Genomic DNA, 21,009 nt, shown 5'->3' on the forward strand with positions numbered 1-21,009 from the left:
GGTGTGTCATTAAGATCTTCAGGCGCAACAGCTTCCGGACGCCAATTCCTTGAGGATCGGGCAGTCCGGCCTGTGGTCGCCCTGGCAGTGATCCATCAGGTCCTGCAGGGTGTCGCGCAGTTGCCCAAGCTCCAGAATCTTCTGGTTCAACGCCTCGATATGCTGACGCGCCAGTGCCTTTACATCGGCGCTGGCGCGTTGCCGGTCCTGCCACAGGGTCAGCAACTTGCCGACCTCTTCCAATGAAAACCCAAGGTCCCGCGAGCGTTTGATGAACGCCAGGGTGTGCAGGTCCTGCGCGCCGTATACGCGGTAACCACTGTCGGTGCGCTGGACGGCTTCGAGCAGGCCGATGGCTTCGTAGTAGCGAATCATCTTTGCGCTCAGGCCACTGTGGCGAGCGGCTTGGCCGATGTTCATGGGTGTTTGTCCTCCAGGTGTTGCGGTTTCCAGGTGTTCAACAGTAGCGCATTGCTCACCACGCTGACGCTGGACAAGGCCATCGCCGCGCCGGCAATCACCGGGTTGAGCAGGCCGAATGCCGCCAGCGGAATGCCGATCACGTTAAACACAAAGGCCCAGAACAGGTTCTGGCGGATTTTTGCACAGGTTTTGCGGCAGATCTGCAGCGCCGCCGGCACCAGGCGCGGGTCGCCGCGCATCAGGGTGATACCGGCGGCGTGCATGGCCACATCGGTGCCACCGCCCATGGCAATGCCGATATCGGCAGCGGCCAGGGCCGGGGCGTCGTTGATGCCGTCGCCGATCATGGCCACTACGCCGGTTTTTTTCAGTTGCGCGATGATGGCGGCTTTCTCGCCGGGCAGCACCTGTGCGTACACGTCCTCGATGCCCAGCGCCTGAGCCACGGCCTGCGCGCTGCCGCGATTGTCGCCGGTGAGCAAGTGGCAGCCGATGTGTTGCGCCTTGAGCGCCTGCACCGCCGCCAGCGCGCCGGGCTTGAGCGTATCGCCAAAGGCGAACAGCCCGAGCACGCGCGGTTGCGCACCTTGCTCGATCAGCCAGGACAGGGTGCGGCCTTCGGCTTCCCAAGCGCTGGCGCGGGTTGCCAGTTCGCCTGCGCTCAAGCCGTGTTCCTGCAGCATGCGCGTGTTGCCCAACGCCAGTTGCCGACCGTCAACGGTGCCGGTCATGCCGCGCCCGGTGAGGGATTGGCTGGCACTCGCGTCGGCGACGGGCAGTCCCTGTTCGTTGCAGGCATCCAGTACCGCCCTGGCCAACGGGTGCTGGCTGCCACGTTGCAACGCACCGGCCTGTTGCAGCAGCTGTGACGCGTTGCCCACCACCGCCACCAGGTGCGCGATGGTTGGCGCGCCGCTGGTGAGGGTGCCGGTCTTGTCGAACACCACAGTGCTTACGGCATGGGCGCGCTCGAGCGCTTCGGCGTCCTTGATCAGAATGCCGTGATGCGCGGCGACGCCGGTGCCGGCCATGATCGCGGTGGGCGTGGCCAACCCCAGGGCGCAGGGGCAGGCGATCACCAGCACGGCGACCGCATTGATGATCGCGGTTTCCAGCGGCGCGCCGTACAGCCACCAGCCCACCAGGGTGACCAACGCCAGCGCCAGCACCGCCGGGACGAACACCTGGCTGACTTTATCCACCTGTTTCTGGATGGGGGCCTTCGCCGCCTGGGCGTCTTCCACCAGGCGAATGATCCGCGCCAGCACGCTTTCTGCGCCAATGGCCAGGGTGCGCACCAGCAGGCGGCCTTCGCCGTTGATGGCGCCGCCGGTAACCGGGTCGCCCGGCTGTTTGGGCACCGGCAGGCTTTCGCCGCTGATCAGTGCTTCGTCGGCGTGGCTGTGGCCGTCCACCACTTCACCGTCCACCGGGAAGCGCTCGCCGGGTTTGACCATGACCAGGTCGTGGCGCTTGAGCTGGTGGATGGCGACGCTTTCTTCACGTCCGTCCCGCACGCGCACCGCCCGCTCCGGGCGCAGCGCCTCCAGGGCACGGATGGCGCTGGCAGTCTGGCGCTTGGCGCGGCTTTCCAGGTGTTTGCCGAGCAGTACCAGGGCGATCACCACCGCAGATGCTTCGAAATACAAGTGCGGCGCGGTGGCGCTCAGCCACTGATGAATGCTCAGGCCATACGCGGCGCTGGTGCCAATGGCCACCAGCAGGTCCATGTTGCCGCTGCCGGCCCGCACGGCCTTCCAGGCGGCGCTGTAAAAACGCGCGCCGAGGATGAACTGCACCGGCGTGGCCAGGGCGAACTGTGCCCAGGCCGGGAGCATCCAGTGCAGGCCGAAGGGTTGCACCAGCATCGGCAGCACCAGGGGCAACGCCAGCGCAATCGCCAGCAGCAACGCCCAACGCTCGCGGTGCAGGCGCCGGGCCTGGTCGGCCTGAGTATCAATGTCGGATTGGGGCAGGGTGGCGGTGTAGCCGGCCTTGTCGATGGCGGCGATCAATACGCCAGGGTCCATTGGGCCGAGTACTTGGACATGGGCGCGTTCGTTGGCCAGGTTGACGCTGACGCTGTGCACCCCCGGCACCTGGCCCAGCGCGCGTTCGACCCGGCCGGCACAACTGGCGCAACTCATGCCGCTGATGGGCAGGTCGAAGGTGGTGGATCGGTTCATGGGGCAAGTCCTCCAAGGGAAGTTGCCCCCAAGCATCAACCTTGACCTGTGGGGAAGGTCAAGGTTGATGTTTCAGTAATCGAGTTCGGCCGCCTTGAGGTACATGCCGTCCGGCCCCTGGGCAATACGCAACTTGCGTATGTCGCCGGCCTTGAGCGTGATGTTCTGCGCGGGCGGCGCAAGCAGGCCCGGCAGGCAGCCCGGGGTCTGGCCCGGCAGCAGCTTGAGGCGCAGCGACACGTCGCCCGGCGGCAGGTTGAACGAGGTGGACTCTTCCTGGAACAGGCGGCCGGCCAGTTGGTCCTGGATGTAGAGGCCGATTTCGCAGGTGGTCGGCACTTCCAGGCGTTCACGGGAAATGATCAGCACTGCGTAATCCTGTGCGGCACTGGCCAGGGGCGCAGCGGTAGACAGGCTCAGCAGGCCGGCAACGGCGAAATACGACCAGCGCATGGCGAATGCTCCGTGGTTCAGATGCAAAGAGAGGTGCAGCTTGGCCGACCGCGCGTGCAAATACCAGCCCGGCCGATGTTGCTGGAACTTGATGGGAAGAAGGCGACAGGGGCATCTGAACTTCAATAGTTAGCGAGCTATCGTTCTATCCAAGAAACCCACCCGCAGCTAGACTATCGGGCTGCCGACTCACTTGGGTGTCTGATGAACCTTCGCATAATCCTGATCCTGGGCGCCTTGAGCGCCTTCGCGCCGTTGTCGATCGATTTTTACCTGCCGGGCTTTCCGGCGATGGCCACGGCGTTTGCCACCGATGAAAAGCATATCCAGCTGACCCTGGCGGTGTATTTCGCAGGCCTGGCCATTGGTCAATTGATCTACGGCCCGCTGGCCGACCGCTTCGGGCGCCGGGTGCCGCTGCTCAGCGGCGTTATTCTGTTTACCCTCGCGTCTTGCGCCTGCGCGTATGCGCCGTCTCTGGAATGGCTGATTGGCGCGCGCTTCGTGCAGGCCCTGGGCGGGTGCGCGGGCATGGTGATTTCCCGCGCGGTGGTCAGTGACAAGTGCGATGCCATAGGCTCGGCCAAGGTGTATTCGCAACTGATGCTGGTGACCGGCCTGGCGCCGATCCTGGCGCCGTTGGCGGGCGGGGTCATGGTCGGCTTGTGGGGCTGGCAGTCGATCTTTCTGGCGTTGTCGCTGTTCAGCGCACTGGCCGCCATCGCGGTGGCGGTGGGGTTGCCGGAAACCTTCCCGGCCCATCAAGCGCGCCAACCGTTGTCCGGATCGTTGCGTCGTTATGCCGCGCTGCTCTCGGACCGTGTCTACCTCGGTTACGCGCTGACCGGCGGTATCTCGATTGCCGGGATGTTTGCCTACATCGCCGGTTCGCCTTTCGTCTTCATCAAGCTCTATGGCGTGGCGCCCGAGCACTACGGCTGGCTGTTCGGCTCCAATGCGGCGGGCTTTATCCTGATGGCGCAGGTGAATGCGCGGCTGCTGGCCAAGCGTGGGCCGGCGTTCCTGCTGTCGCGTACCGTATGGTTGTATGCGTTGGCGGCGCTGACGCTGTTGGGCATCGCCGCGTTGCGCACCGAGGCGCTGTGGCCGTTGCTGGTGCCGCTGTTTATCTGCATCGCCAGCCTGGGCTGTATTTTGCCGAACACCTCGGCCTGTGCCATGACCGGGCAGGGCGCCCGGGCCGGCAGTGCTTCGGCGTTGCTGGGGTGCATTCAGTTCGGCGTGGCGGCGGGGGCCGCGTCGTTGGTGGGGGTGTTGCACGATGGCACCGCGCTGCCGATGGCGATGGTCATCAGCCTGTGCGGTGTACTCGCGGTGACCATTGCCGTGTCGACCCAGCGCCTGCAACGGGCGCGGGCCGAGCAGGCGCAGGTCTGACCGATCAGAACCCTTCGAGCACGATCTTGCCCTTGGCCTTGCCGCTTTCGAGCAACGCGTGGGCGCGGCGCAGGTTGTCGGCGTTGATCACGCCGAAGTGCTCGCCCAGTGTGGTTTTCAGGGTGCCGTCGTCGATCAGGTCGGCGACGCGGTTGAGCAGGTTGTGTTGCTCGATCATGTCCGGTGTTTCGAACATCGAGCGGGTGTACATGAACTCCCAGTGCAGCGACAGGCTCTTGCGCTTGAGCGTGCTCACGTCCAGCGCCTTGGGGTCGTCGATCAGCGCCAGTTTGCCCTGGGGTTGCAGCGCTTCCACCAGTTGCTCCAGGTGATGCTCGGTCTGGGTCAGGCTGGCGACGTGGGTCACCTGCGGGTGGCCGGCCTGTTGCAGGGCCTGGCTCAGCGGTTGGCTATGGTCGATCACCAGGTGGGCGCCGAGGTCTTTGGCCCAGGCCTGGGTTTCCGGGCGCGAGGCGGTGCCGATCACTTTCAGTGCGGTAAGCCGGCTGGCCAACTGGGTGAGGATCGAGCCCACGCCCCCGGCGGCGCCGACGATCAGCAGGCTCTGGCCTTCATCTGTTTGACCTTCACGCACCTGCAGGCGCTCGAACAGCAGTTCCCAGGCGGTGATGGCGGTCAGGGGCAGGGCGGCCGCTTCGGCGAAACCCAGGCGTTTGGGCATGTGCCCGACGATGCGTTCGTCGACGGTGTGCAGCTCGCTGTTGCCGCCCGGGCGCACCAGGGAGCCGGCGTAGAACACCTTGTCACCGGGCTTGAACAGCGTCACGTCGCTGCCGACCGCCTTGACCACGCCCGCCACGTCCCAGCCCAGCACCTTGGCGGCGCCGTCCTGCGGGGTGACGTTCTGGCGGATCTTGGTATCGACCGGGTTGACCGAGATGGCTTTGACTTCCACCAGCAGGTCGCGCGGGCCGGCGACGGGTTCGGGCAGTTCGATGTCCTGCAGGGATTTTGGATCGTTGATCGGCAGTGAAGCGTAATAGGCGATGGCTTTCATGGGGGCTCCGCAAAAGGGTGATGGGAAGGTGCGGTGATCAGGCGAGCAATGTCAGGCGCTTGAGTTCGAAATGTTCGATCACATCGGCGGCCTTGGCGCGAAAGCTCTGGATATGTGCGCTCTGGTCGTGGTCGGCCAGGGCGGCGTCGTCGCTCCAGCGTTCGAGCATGTAGAAGGTCTGCGGGTGTTGCAGGTCCTGGTGCAGGTCGTATTGCTCGCAACCGGCTTCAAGGCGGGTGGGCTCCAACAGCTCGCGCAGGAGTTTTTCCAGGGTGTCCTGCTGGTCGGGCTTGGCGATCAGCGTGGCAATGACGTTAAAGGCGGTGGACATGGTCGACTCCAGATACGTGATGAGCGGGATGCACAGATGATTGGCTATTTGCAGGGCGGATAAAAGCCGCTAAAACAGAGGTCTGTTTCAATATAATTTTGATAATGGGTGGGTTTGATACTGCGTTTTGATGATTTGCAGCTGTTTGTACGCGCCGCGGACCTGGGCAGTCTGTCGGCGGCGGCGCGGGTGATGGACCTGTCACCGGCAGTGGCGAGTGCCGCCCTCAAGCGCATCGAGCAGCAACTGGGCGCGCGCTTGCTGGCGCGTTCCACCCGCAGCCTGCGCCTGACGGCCGAGGGTGAGGGCTTTCTGGACTACGCGCGCACCGCGTTGGGTGCGCTGGAGGACGGACGGCGTCACCTGGCCAGCGGCCAGGACCACGTCAGCGGTGTGCTGCAACTGTCGGCGCCTTCGGATTTCGGCCGCAACCTGCTGTTGCCGTGGCTGGATGAGTTCCAGCGCGAGCACCCGCAACTGAATATCCGTCTGCTGCTGGGCGACCGTATTGCCGACCTGTTTCGCCAGCCGGTGGACATTGCCCTGCGTTATGGCGAGCCCGAGGATTCCAGCCTGGTCGCGCTGCCTGTTGCGCCGGACAATATCCGCGTGCTTTGCGCCGCGCCCAGCTATCTCGCGCGGCATGGCGAGCCGCAGCATCTGGAGCAACTGGCCCAGCACAATTGCCTGCTGTATATGCTCGGCACCCGCGTGCACGATCAATGGGGCTTTCACGACGGCAAGCGCAAGGTCGGCCTGACGGTTACGGGCGATCGCTTCAGTGACGACGCCGATGTGGTGCGGCGCTGGGCAGTGGCGGGCATGGGCATTGCCTACAAGTCCTGGCTGGATGTGAGCGCCGAGGTGCTGACCGGGCGCCTGCGCCTGATTCTGCCGGCGCTGCGCGGCGAGGGCACGCCCCTCAATCTGCTGTGCGCACACCGTGCGCAATTGAGCAAGCCCATCAACCTGCTGCGGGAAATGCTCGTGTCCCGCTGTGCGACATTGACGGCGCAAATGCCCGGATGAATGCGTGCGACGTAAAACCTTCCATCAATGTCGGAAATTTCACTCAGCTTATGTCCCTATCCATACTGTAAGACCCCATGGAACCGGCACTTTGGGTGCCTGTACTCTGGCGGCAACCGCATCAGAAAAATGCGTCAACAGGGAGTGGATAGATGGAACAGGCACCATGCATCAGTCGTATTGCCAGCTTGCTGGCCGAGCCCAAGCGCACCGCCATGCTCTGGGCATTGATGGACGGTTCGGCGAGGTCGTCGGAGGAATTGGCGACGCTGGCGGGCGTGTCGTCGACCTCGGCCAATGCGCACCTGGCGCGACTGACCGGCAGCGGCCTGCTGCGGGTCGAGGTGCGGCGTGGCCGGCGCCTCTTCCGCGTTGCCGCCGCCGACGTCAGCCTGGCCATCGACGCCCTGGCCAGCACCACCATGGCCAGTGCCGCGCGTTGTTCACCCCAGGTGGCGCCCGTGTCGTTGGCAGCGCCGGCGCTGTTACGCCACGCGCGTTTGTGTCACGGCCATCTGGGCGGTGAACTGGCGGCGCAGTTGTACCAACGGATGATAGCGGCGGGGTGGATCGAGCGCTGTGAGCAGCGCGTCGAAGTCACGCCCAAGGGCGCGCAGCAACTGGCCGGCCTGGGGATTTTCACCCAGGCGCTGAGCACGCCGCTGGTGTGCGATTGTTTCGATTGGAGTCAGCAGCAACCGCACCTGGGCGGCGCGTTGGGGGCGGGGCTGATGCAGCTGTTTTTGCAGTCGAACTGGATCCGCGCCACGCATGAGTCGCGCGGCCTGTTGGTAAGCCCCATGGGGCTGCTGGAAATCGCCCGCCTGGCCGAACCGGCCCAGGCCTGAGACGGTTGGCGTCGTTCAGGGTTTCAGTCAGGTCGCATCCAGCAATAGCCCGCCAATACGATGCCGCACACTCGCCGAGGGGAATTTCACACGGTGGGGTGCAGCATGGGCAGGCAAGGCTATAGCGCGGCGGAACGGCTGGAACGGTTACCTTTGAGCGGCTATCACCGCGTCATCTTTATCATCATCGCCCTGGCGTTTTTCTTCGACTCCATGGACCTGGCGATGATGACCTTTCTGTTGGGCTCGATCAAAACCGAGTTTGGCCTGAGCACGGCCCAGGCCGGGTTGCTCGCCAGCTCGAGTTTTTTTGGCATGGTGGTGGGCGCGTCCCTGTCCGGCATGCTGGCGGACCGCTTCGGCCGCAAGCCAGTGTTCCAGTGGAGCATCGTGCTGTGGGGCCTGGCCAGCTACCTGTGTTCCACGGCGCAGACGGTGGAGGCGCTGACCTTGTTCCGTGTGCTGCTGGGCATCGGCATGGGCATGGAGTTTCCGATTGCCCAGTCGATGCTGTCGGAGCTGATTCCCGCCAAGCGGCGCGGGCGCTACATCGCCTTGATGGACGGCTTCTGGCCGCTGGGTTTTGTGGCTGCCGGGGTGCTGTCTTACTTCCTGTTGCCGGTGATTGGCTGGCGCGACATCTTCCTGGTGCTGGCGGTGCCGGCGGTGTTTGTCCTGGCGATCCGCTTCTTTATCCCGGAATCGCCGCGCTGGCTGGAGCAGGCCGGGCGGCATGCGGCGGCGGACAAGGTGCTGCTGGGGATCGAGCAGAAGGTGCGCGATTCGCTGGGCCGCGCGGACTTGCCCGAACCGATTGCATTGCCACGGGTTGAGAGTGCGCCGGGCACGTTCTTCTCTGCGTTCCACCAGCTGTGGTCGGCGCAGTACCGTCAGCGCACGATGATGATCTGGAGCGTGTGGTTCTTTGCCCTGCTCGGGTTCTACGGGTTGACCTCGTGGCTGAGCGCGCTGCTGCAACAGTCGGGGTTTGCGGTGACACAGTCGGTGTATTACACGGTGATCATTTCCCTGGGCGGAATTCCCGGCTTCCTGATGGCGGCCTGGCTGGTGGAGCGCTGGGGGCGCAAACCGGTGTGCGTGGTGACGCTGCTCGGCGGCGGGGTGATGGCGTTTCTCTACGGACAAAGCGCGGTGTTTGGCGGCAACGTCGGCCTGCTGATCACCTCGGGTCTGCTGATGCAGTTCTTCCTGTTTGGCATGTGGGCGGTGCTGTACACCTACACGCCGGAGCTTTACCCCACGTCGGCGCGTGCGACAGGCTCCGGATTTGCCTCGGCCATAGGCCGGGTCGGCTCGCTGCTCGGGCCGTTGGTGACCGGGCTGGTATTCCCGATAACCGGGCAAGGCGGGGTGTTTGCCCTCGGCGCGCTGTGCTTTGCCGTGGCGGCACTGGTGGTGTGGGTGTTCGGAATGGAGACTAAGGGCAAGACCCTGGAAGAACTCACCGAAGCATGAAGAACACTGCAAACCAAATGTGGGAGGGGCAAGCCCCTCCCACATTTGGTTTTATTGATTAAGTTATGGCTTGATCAACCGCGCATCCAGGCTGTTCTGCGCCAGGCGTTTGGCCTGGTCCTGGGTCATGCCCAGGCTGGTGTACAGCGCATGGAAGTTCTCGGTGACATAACCGCCGAAGTACGCCGGGTCATCGGAGTTCACCGTCACTTTCACACCGCGCTCGAGCATGTCGAGGATGTTGTGCTGGGCCATGTCGTCGAATACGCAGAGCTTGGTGTTGGACAACGGGCACACGGTCAGCGGGATCTGTTCGTCGATGATGCGCTGCATCAGGCGCTCGTCTTCGATGGCGCGCACGCCATGGTCGATGCGCTGGATTTTCAACAGGTCGATGGCTTCCCAGATGTACTCGGGCGGGCCTTCTTCGCCGGCGTGGGCCACGGTGAGGAAGCCTTCGCCACGGGCGCGGTCGAACACGCGCTGGAACTTGCTCGGCGGATGACCCATTTCCGAACTGTCCAGGCCTACGGCCACGAATGCGTCACGGAACGGCAGCGCCTGGTCGAGGGTTTTTTCGGCTTCGGCTTCGCTCAGGTGGCGTAGGAAGCTGAGGATCAGGCCGCTGGTGATGCCCAGTTGCTGCTCGCCGTCCTTGAGTGCGGCGGCGATGCCGTTGAGCACCACTTCAAAGGGAATGCCACGGTCGGTATGGGTTTGCGGGTCGAAGAACGGTTCGGTGTGGATCACGTTCTGGGCCTTGCAGCGCAGCAGGTAGGCCCAGGTCAGGTCGTAGAAGTCCTGGGAGGTGCGCAGCACATCGGCGCCCTTGTAATACAGGTCGAGAAACTCTTGCAGGTTGTTGAAAGCGTAGGCCTTGCGCAGGGCTTCGACGTCGTTCCACGGCAACGCAATCTTGTTGCGTTCGGCCAGGGCGAACAGCAGCTCAGGCTCCAGCGAGCCCTCCAGGTGCAGGTGCAATTCGGCCTTGGGCAGGGCGTTGAGCCAATCGTACATAGTCAAATTCTCATCAGGTGCAATGGCGGCATTCTACAGGCCATGGCAGAAATAATCGGCAAAACCTGACCGGCAGGAGAGTATTCCTATTATTCGCGCAAGGGCGACTTGAATTAAGGTGTAACGAAACGTTAGCGGCGCGATGCAGTCTGTACCCCATCAATGACTGATTTGCCCTACCAGAAGGCCCGTAATGCTTACCTCACTCAAGCAAGAAAAATTCATGCTGCTGGCGCTGATTGCCGCCATCGCCGCCTACCCGCTGGAGCACTGGATGCTGCACAGCGGGCAGGTCGTGGCGCTGGTGGCGGGCGTGGTGTTGATCGGCTTTATCGTCATGGCCTCGATGCGCGTCGCCCACCATGCCGAGCAATTGGCGGAGAAGGTCGGCGACCCCTACGGCACCATGATCCTGACGCTGGCCGCCGTGCTGGTGGAAGTGGTGATCCTGGCCATCATGATGAGCAACGAACCTTCGCCCACCTTGGTGCGCGACACCATTTACTCGGCGGTGATGCTGGACATCAACGGCATCCTCGGCCTGGCCGCGCTGATGGGCGGCATCAAGCACGGTGAGCAGTCCTACAACGATGATTCGGCGCGCACCTACAGCGTCATGATCCTGACCGCCATGGGCGTGTCGATGGTGGTGCCGGAATTTATTCCCCAGGCCGACTGGAAGATTTACTCGGCGTTCACCATCGGCGCGATGGTGGTGCTCTACACCTTGTTTCTGCGCATGCAGGTCGGGCCGCACAGTTATTTCTTCAGCTACAGCTACCCGGAAAAACGCCGCAAGAAACTGCCGGAAGCCGAACATGAGGCGCCGGTGAGCCTGGCGTTTTCCATCGGCACCCTGGTGTTCGGTGTGATCGTGATTGGCGCGCTGGCCGAAGTGATGTCCAAGACCCTCGACCTGGGCCTGGAAGGCACCGGCGCACCGCCGGTGATCACGGCGATTGTGGTAGCGGCCATTTCCGCGGCGCCGGAGATCCTGACCGCATTGCGTGCGGCGCTGGCCAATCGCATGCAGTCGGTGGTGAACATTGCCCTGGGTGCCTCGTTGTCGACGGTGATTCTGACCGTACCGGTGATGGAAGCCATGGCGCTCTACAGCGGCCAGCCGTTCCAGATGGCGATGACCCCGGTGCAGACAGTGATGGTGTTTATCACGCTGATCGTGAGTGCGATCAACCTCAACGATGGCGAAACCAATGCCATCGAAGGGATGACGCACTTTGTGCTGTTTGCGACGTTCATCATGTTGTCGCTGCTCGGACTTTAAGCACCGCATAACGAATGTGGGAGGGGCTTGTTCCCGATGGCGGTGTGTCAGCTACAGATAAGCTGACTGATCCACTGCTATCGGGAGCAAGCCCCCTCCCACATTTTGAATGGTGTCTGGCTCAGGTCCCGGCGATCAATTGCCGCGCGGCCTGGGTGTGATCGGCGATCAGGCCCTTGAGGTCGAGGCCTTCGATCTGACCGTCGATGACGCGCCACTTGCCGCCCACCATCACCCGATCGGCCCGGTCGGCACCGCACAGCAGCAGCGCCGAAATCGGGTCATGGCTGCCGGAAAAGCGCAGTTCATCAAGTTTGAACAGCGCCAGGTCTGCCTGTTTGCCTACGGCCAATTCGCCGATATCCGTACGTCCCAATAACTGCGCCGAGCCTTTGGTCGCCCAACCAAGCACACCTTCGGCGGTGATTTTTTCGGCGCCGTAGCGCAGGCGCTGGATATACAACGCCTGGCGCGTCTCGAGGATCATGTTCGACGCATCGTTGGACGCCGAGCCGTCCACGCCAAGGCCAATCGGCGCGCCAGCGGCGAGCAGGTCGAGGGTGGGGCAGATGCCGGACGCCAGGCGCATGTTCGAGCTGGGGCAATGGCAGATACCGGTGCCGGCCGCGCCCAGGCGTGCGATTTCATCCGGGTTGAAGTGAATGCCATGGGCCAGCCAGGTGCGCGGGCCAAGCCAGCCGACGCTGTCGAGGTAATCCACGGTGCGCAGGCCGAAGCGTTGCAGGCAGAAATCTTCTTCGTCGAGGGTTTCCGCCAGGTGCGTGTGCAGGCGTACATCGAGTTGACTGGCCAACTCGGCGCTGGCTTGCATGATTTCGCGGGTGACGGAGAACGGTGAGCAGGGCGCCAGGGCAATCTGGATCTGCGCGCCGTCGCCGCGTTCGTGGTAGTCGCGGATCAGGCGCTGGCTGTCGTCGAGAATCACCTGGCCTTGTTGCACGGTCTGTTGCGGCGGCAGGCCGCCGTCGGCTTCGCCCAGGCTCATGGAACCGCGAGTGAGCATGGCGCGCATGCCCAGTTCGCGCACGCTTTGCACTTGCACGTCAATCGCGTGCTCCAGGCCGTCGGGAAACAGGTAATGGTGATCGGCGGCGGTGGTACAGCCGGAGAGCAGCAATTCGGCGAGGGCGACCTTGGATGCCAGCGCGAGCTTTTGCGGCGTCAGCCGCGCCCACACCGGGTAGAGGGTTTTCAGCCAGGGGAACAACGGCTGGTTGACCACCGGTGCCCAGGCGCGGGTCAGGGTCTGGTAGAAGTGGTGATGGGTGTTGATCAGGCCCGGCAGGATCACGTGCTCGCGGGCGTCGAACACCTGTGTGCAGGGATGTGCGGGCGCCTGGCCGTGGGCCAGTACTTCGCTGATCACACCGTCTTGCAGCACCAGGCCGCCACGGGCATCGAGGCCATTGGCGGTGAATATCGCGAGGGGGTTTTTTAACCAGATATGGGTCGCAGGCATTGGCCGGCTCCTCTGAATGATGGGTTCAGGTTTGCCAGCTCAGTGTTGCCCTGTCTGCTGATCCAGGGTCGCCGGGGAGGGCGAGGTGCTGGAGCGAGCAAGCTCGCTCCAGGCGGGAAGATTACCAGGCGATGGTGTCGCCCTTGTAGTCCACGAAGTGATGACCGCCTTTGCCGGTGTAGGCATTTACCTGGTCCACCAGGCCGCGCACGCTGGTGTCGACATCGATGTGCGCGTTCTCACCGCCCATGTCGGTCTTCACCCAACCCGGATGCAACGACAGTACGGTGAGTTTTTTTCCGCCCAGTTGGGTGACGAAACTGTTGGTCATGGAGTTGAGCGCGGCCTTGCTGGCTTTGTACAGCGCCATATCCGAACCGTCGGGGATGGTCACGCTGCCCAGCACCGAACTCATGAACGCCAGCACACCGCTGTCCTTGCGGATTTGCCCGACAAAGCGCTGGGCCAGGTTGATCGGCGCCACGGCGTTGGTAAAAAACAGCTGGCCGACCTGCGCCAGGGTAGCGTGGCCCGGTTCCTGGTTGTCCGGGCCCTTGACGCCGGCGTTGACGAACAGCAGGTCGAAGGTGCGGTCCTTGAGACGCTGGCTCACGGCGATTACGGCTTGTTGATCGTCCATGTCCAGTTTTTCGATCTGTACCGGGCCGACGGCCTTCAGGGCATCGGCCTTGCTCGGGTCGCGCACGGTGGCGGTGACGTCCCAGCCGTCCTGCAGCAATTGCTTGACCAGGCCAAGGCCCAGGCCGCGCGAGGCGCCGATGATCAGTGCGGTTTTTTGCGTAGACATGAAAAGCTTCCTTTGCAGTAGCGGTTCAGGGTGCAGTGGGCAACAGTAGCAGGTTCAGCGTTGCAGCAGGATACGGCCACGGCTCAGATCGGCCAGTTGGGTCTGCAGGGTGTCGATGTGCGCTTCGCCCAGGGCCAGTTGCAGCTCGACACCATTGGCGGTGAAATTTTCTTCCACGATCAGCCCGTCCAGTTCGGCCACGCGCAGCTTGACCAGGTTCAGTTCGGAGAAGCCGCAGGAGCAACTCAGCGCCACACGGCTGATCAGCTCGATGCGTTCGGCCGTTTGCAGGCACTTGTTGGCGCCGCCGCCATAGGCGCGGGCCAGCCCGCCGGTGCCCAGTTGAATGCCGCCGTACCAGCGGATCACCAGCACCGCGACCTGATCGAACCCTTGCGCCTCGATGGCAGCGAGTATCGGGCGCCCGGCGGTGCCACCGGGTTCGCCGTCGTCGTTGCTGCGGTATTGATCGGCCAGTTTCCAGGCCCAGCAGTTGTGGGTGGCGTTGAGGTCACTGTGGTGCTCGATAAACGCCTGAGCGTCCTGCGCAGTGGTGATCGGCGCGGCCAGGGTAATAAAGCGGCTTTTGCGTATTTCTTCGCGAAATTCGCAAAGGCCGGTCAGCGTGTAAGGCATAAGTCGCTTCGTTTATTGGGCTGGCTTGATGCCACAGCCTTTGAGAATGATGTGGATCAGGTTGGTGCCGGCCTCTTCCATGTCCTGCTTGGTCAGCCGGGTGCGACCGGTGACGCGGCAGATCTGGGTAGCGAAGTCGGCGTAGTGTTGGGTGCTGCCCCACAGCAGGAAGATCAGGTGCACGGGGTCGATCGGGTCCATTTTGCCGGCGTCGATCCAGGCCTGGAACACCGCCGCACGGCCGCTGAACCAGGCGCGGTAGTCCTGGCTGAAATATTCGGTGAGGCATTCGCCGCCGCTGATGATCTCCATCGCGAAGATCCGCGAGGCCTGGGGCTGGCGCCGAGAGAACTCCATCTTGGTGCGGATGTAACGACTGAGCGCCACGGCGGGGTCGTCCTCGGCGGTCAGCGCGTTGAAGGTGCTGTCCCACAGTTCGAGGATATTGCTGAGCACTGCGATATACAGGCCCAGCTTGTTGGTGAAGTAGTAATGCAGGTTGGCTTTGGGCAGTCCGGCACTGGCCGCGATGGTGTTCATGCTCGTGCCTTTGTAGCCATGGCGCGCGAACTCATCTTCAGCAGCCCGCAGAATCGCTTGTTCGTTCTTTTGCCGAATGCGGCTGGCAGGTTTACCGGCGTGGTTGCTGTGGGCAGGAACTTCGAGGCTCATGGAGGTTTCCGTGCTGATCGATAGAGACGACGTGTGCACAGATAACCCACCCTCAAGCCTCAGACAAGTCCTGATGCAATAAAACCGTCAAAGCGGTTCCAGGGTGTCGCTTTCGGTTGCCGGGTTTGCGCCAACCGGGCTCGCCTTGGCTTCGGGCAACAGCAGGCACAGCACGATAGCGGTCAAGCCGCCGCTGGTGATGGCCGAGTCGAACAGGTTCTGCACCAGGGTGGGCATCAGGTGCAGCAGATTGGGCTGGGCGGCGATGCCCAGGCCGACGCCGAACGAGGTGGCGATGATCAGCATGCTGCGCCGGTCCAGCGGGGCCTGGGCGAGGATGCGCACGCCGGCGGCGGCCACGCTGCCGAACATCACCAGGGTCGCGCCGCCCAGCACCGGTTTGGGGATTTGCTGCAGCACGGCGCCAATCAGCGGAAACAATCCGAGGCAAAACAGCAGCACGCCTATATATAAGCCGACGTAACGGCTGGCCACACCGGTGAGTTGGATCACGCCGTTGTTTTGCGCAAAGGTGGTGTTGGGAAAGGCGCTGAAGGTGGCGGCGATCATGCAGCTCACGCCGTCGCCCAGTACGCCGCCTTTGAGTCGGCTTATATAGGAAGGGCCGCTGATGGGTTGGCGGGCGATCATGCAGTTGGCGGTGAGGTCGCCCACGGTTTCGATGCTGCTGATCAGATAAATCAGCGCGATTGGCAGGAAGGCGCTCCAGTCGAAGTTGAATCCGAAGCGAAACGGGGTCGGCACGCTGACCCAGGGCAAGTCCGGCAGCGCCTGGGGGACGAGTTTGCCGCTGAACCAAGCGGCCAGGCTGCCCAGGGCCAGGCCGATGATGATGGCCGAGAGGCGCACCCACGGCGTAGCGGAGCGGTTGAGCAGGATGATGGTGAGCACCACGAACAGGCCGAGCGCCAAATTGGTGGGCGCGCCGAAGTCGGGCGCGTTGAAGCCGCCGCCCAGGTCGGTGATGCCGACCTTGATCAGGCTGATGCCGATCAACGTGATCACGATGCCGGTCACCAGCGGGGTGATCACCCGACGCAGTTGGCCGATGAAGCGGCTGAGCACGATCTGCACCGCGGCACCGAAGAAACACACACCGAAGATCATCGCCATGATGTCCTCCGGGCTGCCGCCGCGTTGCTTCACCAGAAAACCCGCCGACAGCACTGCGCCGAGAAACGCAAAGCTGGTGCCTTGCAGGCAGATCATGCCGGCTCCGATACCAAACGGCCTGCGCGCCTGGATGAACGTGCCTGCGCCGGAAACCATCAATGCCATGCTGATCAGGTAGGGTAAGTAGGCGCTGAGACCCAGCGTGGAACCGATGATCAGTGGCGGGGTGATGATGCCGACGAAGGCGGCCAGCACATGTTGCAGGGCGGCGAGCATAGCCGGTGCGGGTTTCGGGCGGTCGTCGAGGCCGTAGATCAGGTCGCTGGGGCTCAAGGATTCTGGGGGCATGGTGGGTCAACTCAAGGCGGACGGTTCAAGGTAGTTGCGTCCTTGCAAAAAACTGTCCAGTTGCTCAGCTTTTTGCTTGAGACCCTAGTCAGCGGGTTGCGGCGAGGCTTTCGAGAAAGCTTTCCAGCACCAAATGAGGGCGACGGCCTTTGCGCGTGACCGATGCCAGGCTCAAATCGTAAAAACGTGTAGCCGATTTCAGCGCGCGCAGTCGGCCTTGTTGCACCCACAGGCTGGCGTAGTGGTCGGGCAAATAACCGATATAGCGCCCGGTGAGGATCAGGAACGCCATGCCTTCACGGTCGGAAGCGCTGGCCGTGCAGCGCAGGGCCTGGTAGTGCGCCTGGATCTCGGCGGGCAGACGGAAGGTGGGCGCGATGGCGTCCTGGCTGTCGATGCGGGCATCGTCCAGCTGTTTGTCGTCGGCGTAGAACAGCGGGTGGCCGACGGCGCAATAGAGCAGTGAGCGTTCGCTGTACAGCGGCTGGTATTCAAGGCCGGACAATGCGCTGGCCTGAGGTACGACGCCGACATGCAGGCGGCCGTCGAGTACGCCTTGTTCCACTTCGTTCGGGGCGATCATGCGGATCTGGATCTGCACGTCCGGGCCGCGTTCTTTCAATTGCGCCAGGGCGTGGGTGATGCGCATGTGGGGCAGGGTGACCAGGTTGTCGGTGAGGCCGATGATCAACTCGCCGCGCAGGTGCTGGTGCAGTCCGTTGACCTCGGTGCGAAAACTTTCCAGCGCGCTCAACAGTTGCAAGGCGGATTGGTAGACCTCGCGACCTTCTTCGGTCAGCGAGAACCCGGCGCGTCCACGTTGGCAGAGTCTCAGCCCGAGGCGTTGCTCCAGGTCGCTCATTTGCTGGCTGATGGCCGAGCGGCCAATGCCGAGTACGGTCTCCGCCGCCGAAAAACCGCCACATTCGACCACGCTGCGAAAGATGCGCAGCAGGCGGATATCGAAGTCGCTGACTTGAGCGAGGGGATCTGGCCTGCGACTGCTCATAGTTTAGTGAAGGCCTGACTGAAGGTTAGAAAAGTTGGATTTCATTGACTTTATCGCCATGGCAATTTACTCGCAACTACACTTTATCGATCCCGACGCTGCCGTTTGCCCTGCGAGGTTTTGCTGATGAACATGCCCGAAAACGCCCCATCGTCCCTTGCCAGCCAGTTGAAGCTGGATGCGCATTGGATGCCGTATACCGCCAATCGCAGTTTCCAGCGTGACCCGCGCCTGATCGTGGCAGCGCAAGGTAGCTGGTTGACGGATGACAAGGGGCGCCAGGTGTATGACTCCCTGTCGGGCCTGTGGACCTGCGGCGCCGGGCATACGCGCAAGGAAATCCAGGAAGCGGTGACCAAACAATTGGGCACGTTGGACTACTCGCCGGGCTTTCAATACGGTCATCCGTTGTCCTTCCAGTTGGCGGAAAAGATTACCGAGTTGACCCCGGGTAATCTGAACCATGTGTTCTTCACCGATTCGGGCTCCGAGTGCGCCGATACCGCGGTGAAGATGGTACGTGCCTACTGGCGCCTGAAAGGCCAGGCGACCAAGACCAAGATGATCGGCCGCGCCCGTGGTTATCACGGTGTGAATATTGCCGGTACCAGCCTGGGCGGGGTTAATGGCAACCGTAAGATGTTTGGTCAGGCCATGATGGATGTTGACCATCTGCCTCACACGTTGCTGGCGAGCAATGCGTTCTCCCGCGGTATGCCGGAGCAGGGCGGCGTTGCGTTGGCCGATGAGTTGCTCAAGTTGATCGAGTTGCACGACGCCTCGAATATCGCCGCCGTATTTGTCGAGCCGATGGCAGGTTCAGCCGGTGTGCTGGTGCCGCCACAGGGGTACCTCAAGCGTCTGCGCGAGATCTGCGATCAGCACAATATCCTGCTGGTGTTCGATGAAGTGATCACCGGTTTCGGCCGTACCGGCTCAATGTTCGGCGCCGACAGTTTCGGCGTGACGCCGGACCTGATGTGTATCGCCAAACAAGTTACCAACGGCGCAATCCCTATGGGAGCGGTGGTCGCCAGCAGTGAGATCTATCAAACCTTCATGAACCAGGCGACGCCGGAGTACGCGGTGGAGTTTCCCCACGGCTACACCTACTCGGCCCATCCCGTGGCCTGCGCGGCGGGCCTGGCGGCACTCGACCTGTTGCAGAAGGAAAACCTGGTGCAGAGCGTGGCCGACATCGCACCTCACTTCGAGAATGCGCTGCATGGTTTGAAGGGCAGCAAGAACGTGGTCGACATCCGCAACTATGGCCTGGCCGGTGCCATCCAGATTGCGCCGCGTGATGGTGATGCGATTGTGCGTCCCTTCGAGGCGGGTATCGCGTTATGGAAGGCCGGTTTCTATGTGCGCTTTGGCGGAGACACCTTGCAGTTCGGGCCAATGTTCAACAGCAAGGCGCAGGACCTGGACCGCTTGTTTGATGCCGTTGGCGAAGTGCTGCGCAAGATCGATTGATTTTCTCCTTCTCTATAGAACAATTTTTCAGGAGTCCTGCATGAGCGTTATCCAGCATTTGATCAACGGTGAATGGGTCAGCGACAGCGGCCGTACGGCTGATGTGTACAACCCGTCCACCGGCCAGGTCATCCACCAGGTGCCGTTGGCCAGTCGCGAAACCATTCAAAGTGCGATTGACACCGCCAAGGCCGCCTTCCCGGCCTGGCGCAATACGCCAGCCGCCAAGCGGGCGCAGGTGATGTTTCGTTTCAAGCAATTGCTGGAGCAGAACGAGGCGCGTATCGCGCAGCTGATCAGCGAGGAGCATGGCAAGACGCTGGAAGACGCCGCCGGTGAGTTGAAGCGCGGGATCGAGAACGTGGAGTACGCGTGTTCGGCGCCGGAGATTCTCAAGGGCGAGTACAGCCGCAACGTGGGGCCGAATATTGATGCCTGGTCGGATTTCCAGCCGTTGGGCGTGGTGGCCGGTATTACGCCGTTCAACTTTCCGGCGATGGTGCCGTTGTGGATGTACCCGCTGGCGATCGTGTGCGGTAACTGTTTCATCCTCAAACCGTCGGAGCGTGATCCGAGCTCAACGCTGTTGATCGCGCAATTGCTGCAGGAAGCCGGCTTGCCCAAGGGCGTGCTCAGTGTGGTGCACGGCGACAAAGGGGCGGTGGATGCCTTGATTGAAGCGCCGGAGGTCAAGGCGCTTAGCTTTGTGGGTTCGACGCCGATTGCCGAGTACATTTATGCCGAGGCGACCAGACGCGGTAAACGCGTGCAGGCGCTGGGCGGGGCGAAGAACCATGCGGTGCTGATGCCGGACGCGGATCTGGACAACGCCGTCAGTGCCCTGATGGGCGCTGCCTATGGTTCGTGCGGTGAGCGGTGCATGGCGATCTCGGTGGCGGTGTGCGTGGGCGACCAGGTGGCGGATGCGTTGATCGCCAAGCTGGTGCCGCAGGTCAAGGCGCTGAAGATTGGTGCGGGCACTACGTGCGGCCTGGATATGGGCCCATTGGTGACGGGGCAGGCACGGGACAAGGTCAGCGGCTATATAGAAGACGGCGTGGCGTCGGGTGCTGAGTTGGTGGTGGATGGGCGCGGCTTGAGCATTGCCGGGAATGAGCAGGGCTTCTTTTTGGGCGGCAGTTTGTTTGACCGTGTGACACCCCAGATGCGTATCTATAAGGAAGAGATCTTCGGGCCGGTGCTGTGCGTAGTGCGCGTGAGCAGCCTGGAAGCGGCGATGCAACTGATCAACGATCACGAGTATGGTAACGGTACGTGCATCTTTACCCGTGACGGGGAGGCGGCGCGTTTGTTCTGTGACGAAATTGAGGTGGGCATGGTGGGTGTGAACGTTCCACTGCCGGTGCCGGTGGCCTATCACAGCTTTGGTGGCTGGAAGCGTTCGCTGTTTGGTGACTTGCACGCCTATGGGCCCGACGGGGTGCGCTTTTATACGCGTCGCAAGGCGATCACCCAGCGCTGGCCGCAGCGGGCCAGTCATGAAGCGTCGCAGTTTGCTTTCCCTAGTTTGTAGGATGCGATGAAAGCCGGCCCCTTTGGGCCGGTTTTTTTTGTTTTTGGGGGTTTATGACAGAAAGATGAAAATAGGTATTGACGGCAGATTCTGGAAGTCTATAATTCGCCCCACTTCCGGCGCAGTCGAAACGGAAAACTCCTTGGTAAACAAGTGGTTATGCAAGATTCGGCAGCGAGTTGCTTCAGTTCATCGAAGTCCAGAAGAAGTTGATAGTGCGGTATTGTTTGGCGCTATTAACGTTTCGATCTTCTCGGTCGAAAGCGGAGAAAAAGAGGTGTTGACAGCAGCGTGTAACGCTGTAGAATTCGCCTCCCGCTGACGAGAGATCGGAAGCGCAAGTGGTTGAAGTTGTTGAAGAATTCTTCGAAAGCTTCTGAAAATAATCACTTGACAGCAAATGAGGCTGCTGTAGAATGCGCGCCTCGGTTGAGACGAAAGATCTTAA

Annotated in this window: 19 protein-coding genes; 7 read left to right on the top strand and 12 right to left on the bottom strand. The window is 62.3% G+C overall.

Annotation, left to right across the window (positions count from 1 at the left end):
* Positions 1-18: 18 nt before the first annotated feature.
* From cueR to LUB09_RS09565, 3 genes are all read right to left on the bottom strand, one after another.
* On the bottom strand, positions 19-420 hold the full coding sequence (cueR, locus tag LUB09_RS09555) for a Cu(I)-responsive transcriptional regulator (protein ID WP_231422443.1): 402 nt from the start codon (positions 418-420) through the stop codon (positions 19-21).
* Positions 417-2,609 (bottom strand): heavy metal translocating P-type ATPase, encoded by a 2,193-nt coding sequence (locus tag LUB09_RS09560; protein WP_231422444.1) that lies wholly within the window; start codon positions 2,607-2,609, stop codon positions 417-419. Before LUB09_RS09560 ends, cueR begins: the two co-directional genes overlap by 4 nt.
* Positions 2,610-2,681: 72 nt before the next feature.
* On the bottom strand, positions 2,682-3,062 hold the full coding sequence (locus tag LUB09_RS09565; protein ID WP_003233137.1) for a hypothetical protein: 381 nt from the start codon (positions 3,060-3,062) through the stop codon (positions 2,682-2,684).
* A gap of 204 nt (positions 3,063-3,266) precedes the next feature.
* Here LUB09_RS09565 and LUB09_RS09570 point away from each other — a divergent pair, with 204 nt between their 5' ends.
* Positions 3,267-4,460, top strand: coding sequence for a multidrug effflux MFS transporter (locus LUB09_RS09570; protein ID WP_209988152.1), 1,194 nt, complete (start codon positions 3,267-3,269; stop codon positions 4,458-4,460).
* Positions 4,461-4,464: 4 nt separating this feature from the next.
* On the opposite strand, the gene LUB09_RS09575 is transcribed toward LUB09_RS09570, so the two are convergent.
* Positions 4,465-5,478, bottom strand: a complete 1,014-nt coding sequence (locus tag LUB09_RS09575; protein ID WP_231422445.1) for a zinc-binding alcohol dehydrogenase family protein — start codon at positions 5,476-5,478, stop codon at positions 4,465-4,467.
* A 37-nt stretch (positions 5,479-5,515) separates the two neighbouring features.
* On the bottom strand, positions 5,516-5,809 hold the full coding sequence (locus LUB09_RS09580) for a putative quinol monooxygenase (RefSeq protein ID WP_231422446.1): 294 nt from the start codon (positions 5,807-5,809) through the stop codon (positions 5,516-5,518).
* Positions 5,810-5,926: 117 nt separating this feature from the next.
* On the opposite strand from LUB09_RS09580, the gene LUB09_RS09585 reads away from it, so the two are divergent.
* From LUB09_RS09585 to LUB09_RS09595, 3 genes are all read left to right on the top strand, one after another.
* Positions 5,927-6,838, top strand: a complete 912-nt coding sequence (locus LUB09_RS09585) for a LysR family transcriptional regulator (RefSeq protein ID WP_231422456.1) — start codon at positions 5,927-5,929, stop codon at positions 6,836-6,838.
* Positions 6,839-6,990: 152 nt separating this feature from the next.
* Complete coding sequence (locus LUB09_RS09590; RefSeq protein WP_209988162.1) at positions 6,991-7,686, top strand: ArsR/SmtB family transcription factor; 696 nt, start codon at positions 6,991-6,993, stop codon at positions 7,684-7,686.
* A gap of 105 nt (positions 7,687-7,791) precedes the next feature.
* A complete protein-coding gene (locus tag LUB09_RS09595) occupies positions 7,792-9,162 on the top strand; it encodes an MFS transporter (RefSeq protein WP_057009661.1) in 1,371 nt (456 codons plus the stop codon).
* 63 nt (positions 9,163-9,225) lie between these two features.
* On the opposite strand, the gene LUB09_RS09600 is transcribed toward LUB09_RS09595, so the two are convergent.
* Entirely contained in the window at positions 9,226-10,179 is a 954-nt protein-coding gene (locus LUB09_RS09600) for an adenosine deaminase (protein ID WP_003233123.1), read from the bottom strand.
* 193 nt (positions 10,180-10,372) lie between these two features.
* Between LUB09_RS09600 and LUB09_RS09605 the strand changes: the two genes are divergently transcribed.
* Positions 10,373-11,464, top strand: a complete 1,092-nt coding sequence (locus LUB09_RS09605; RefSeq protein WP_057009659.1) for a calcium:proton antiporter — start codon at positions 10,373-10,375, stop codon at positions 11,462-11,464.
* Between the two features lie 121 nt (positions 11,465-11,585).
* Here LUB09_RS09605 and LUB09_RS09610 read toward each other — a convergent pair whose 3' ends face one another.
* The 6 genes from LUB09_RS09610 to LUB09_RS09635 form a co-directional block, all read right to left on the bottom strand.
* Positions 11,586-12,944, bottom strand: a complete 1,359-nt coding sequence (locus tag LUB09_RS09610) for an 8-oxoguanine deaminase (RefSeq protein WP_231422447.1) — start codon at positions 12,942-12,944, stop codon at positions 11,586-11,588.
* A gap of 121 nt (positions 12,945-13,065) precedes the next feature.
* Entirely contained in the window at positions 13,066-13,752 is a 687-nt protein-coding gene (locus LUB09_RS09615) for an SDR family oxidoreductase (protein ID WP_231422448.1), read from the bottom strand.
* A gap of 54 nt (positions 13,753-13,806) precedes the next feature.
* Positions 13,807-14,388 (bottom strand): IMPACT family protein, encoded by a 582-nt coding sequence (locus LUB09_RS09620; RefSeq protein ID WP_231422449.1) that lies wholly within the window; start codon positions 14,386-14,388, stop codon positions 13,807-13,809.
* A gap of 12 nt (positions 14,389-14,400) precedes the next feature.
* Complete coding sequence (locus LUB09_RS09625) at positions 14,401-15,060, bottom strand: TetR/AcrR family transcriptional regulator (protein ID WP_209988177.1); 660 nt, start codon at positions 15,058-15,060, stop codon at positions 14,401-14,403.
* A gap of 87 nt (positions 15,061-15,147) precedes the next feature.
* Positions 15,148-16,542, bottom strand: a complete 1,395-nt coding sequence (locus LUB09_RS09630) for a uracil-xanthine permease family protein (RefSeq protein WP_209988181.1) — start codon at positions 16,540-16,542, stop codon at positions 15,148-15,150.
* A gap of 88 nt (positions 16,543-16,630) precedes the next feature.
* A complete protein-coding gene (locus LUB09_RS09635; protein ID WP_209988184.1) occupies positions 16,631-17,551 on the bottom strand; it encodes a LysR family transcriptional regulator in 921 nt (306 codons plus the stop codon).
* A 126-nt stretch (positions 17,552-17,677) separates the two neighbouring features.
* Here LUB09_RS09635 and LUB09_RS09640 point away from each other — a divergent pair, with 126 nt between their 5' ends.
* A complete protein-coding gene (locus tag LUB09_RS09640) occupies positions 17,678-19,027 on the top strand; it encodes an aspartate aminotransferase family protein (RefSeq protein WP_209988188.1) in 1,350 nt (449 codons plus the stop codon).
* Between the two features lie 40 nt (positions 19,028-19,067).
* The gene (locus LUB09_RS09645) at positions 19,068-20,561 is read left to right on the top strand and encodes a CoA-acylating methylmalonate-semialdehyde dehydrogenase (protein WP_209988193.1); all 1,494 of its coding nucleotides are present in this window, start codon (positions 19,068-19,070) and stop codon (positions 20,559-20,561) included.
* The last annotated feature ends 448 nt before the right edge of the window (positions 20,562-21,009 follow it).

It is taken from the genome of Pseudomonas sp. Leaf59 (assembly GCF_920984685.1).
Taxonomy (GTDB): Bacteria; Pseudomonadota; Gammaproteobacteria; order Pseudomonadales; family Pseudomonadaceae; genus Aquipseudomonas.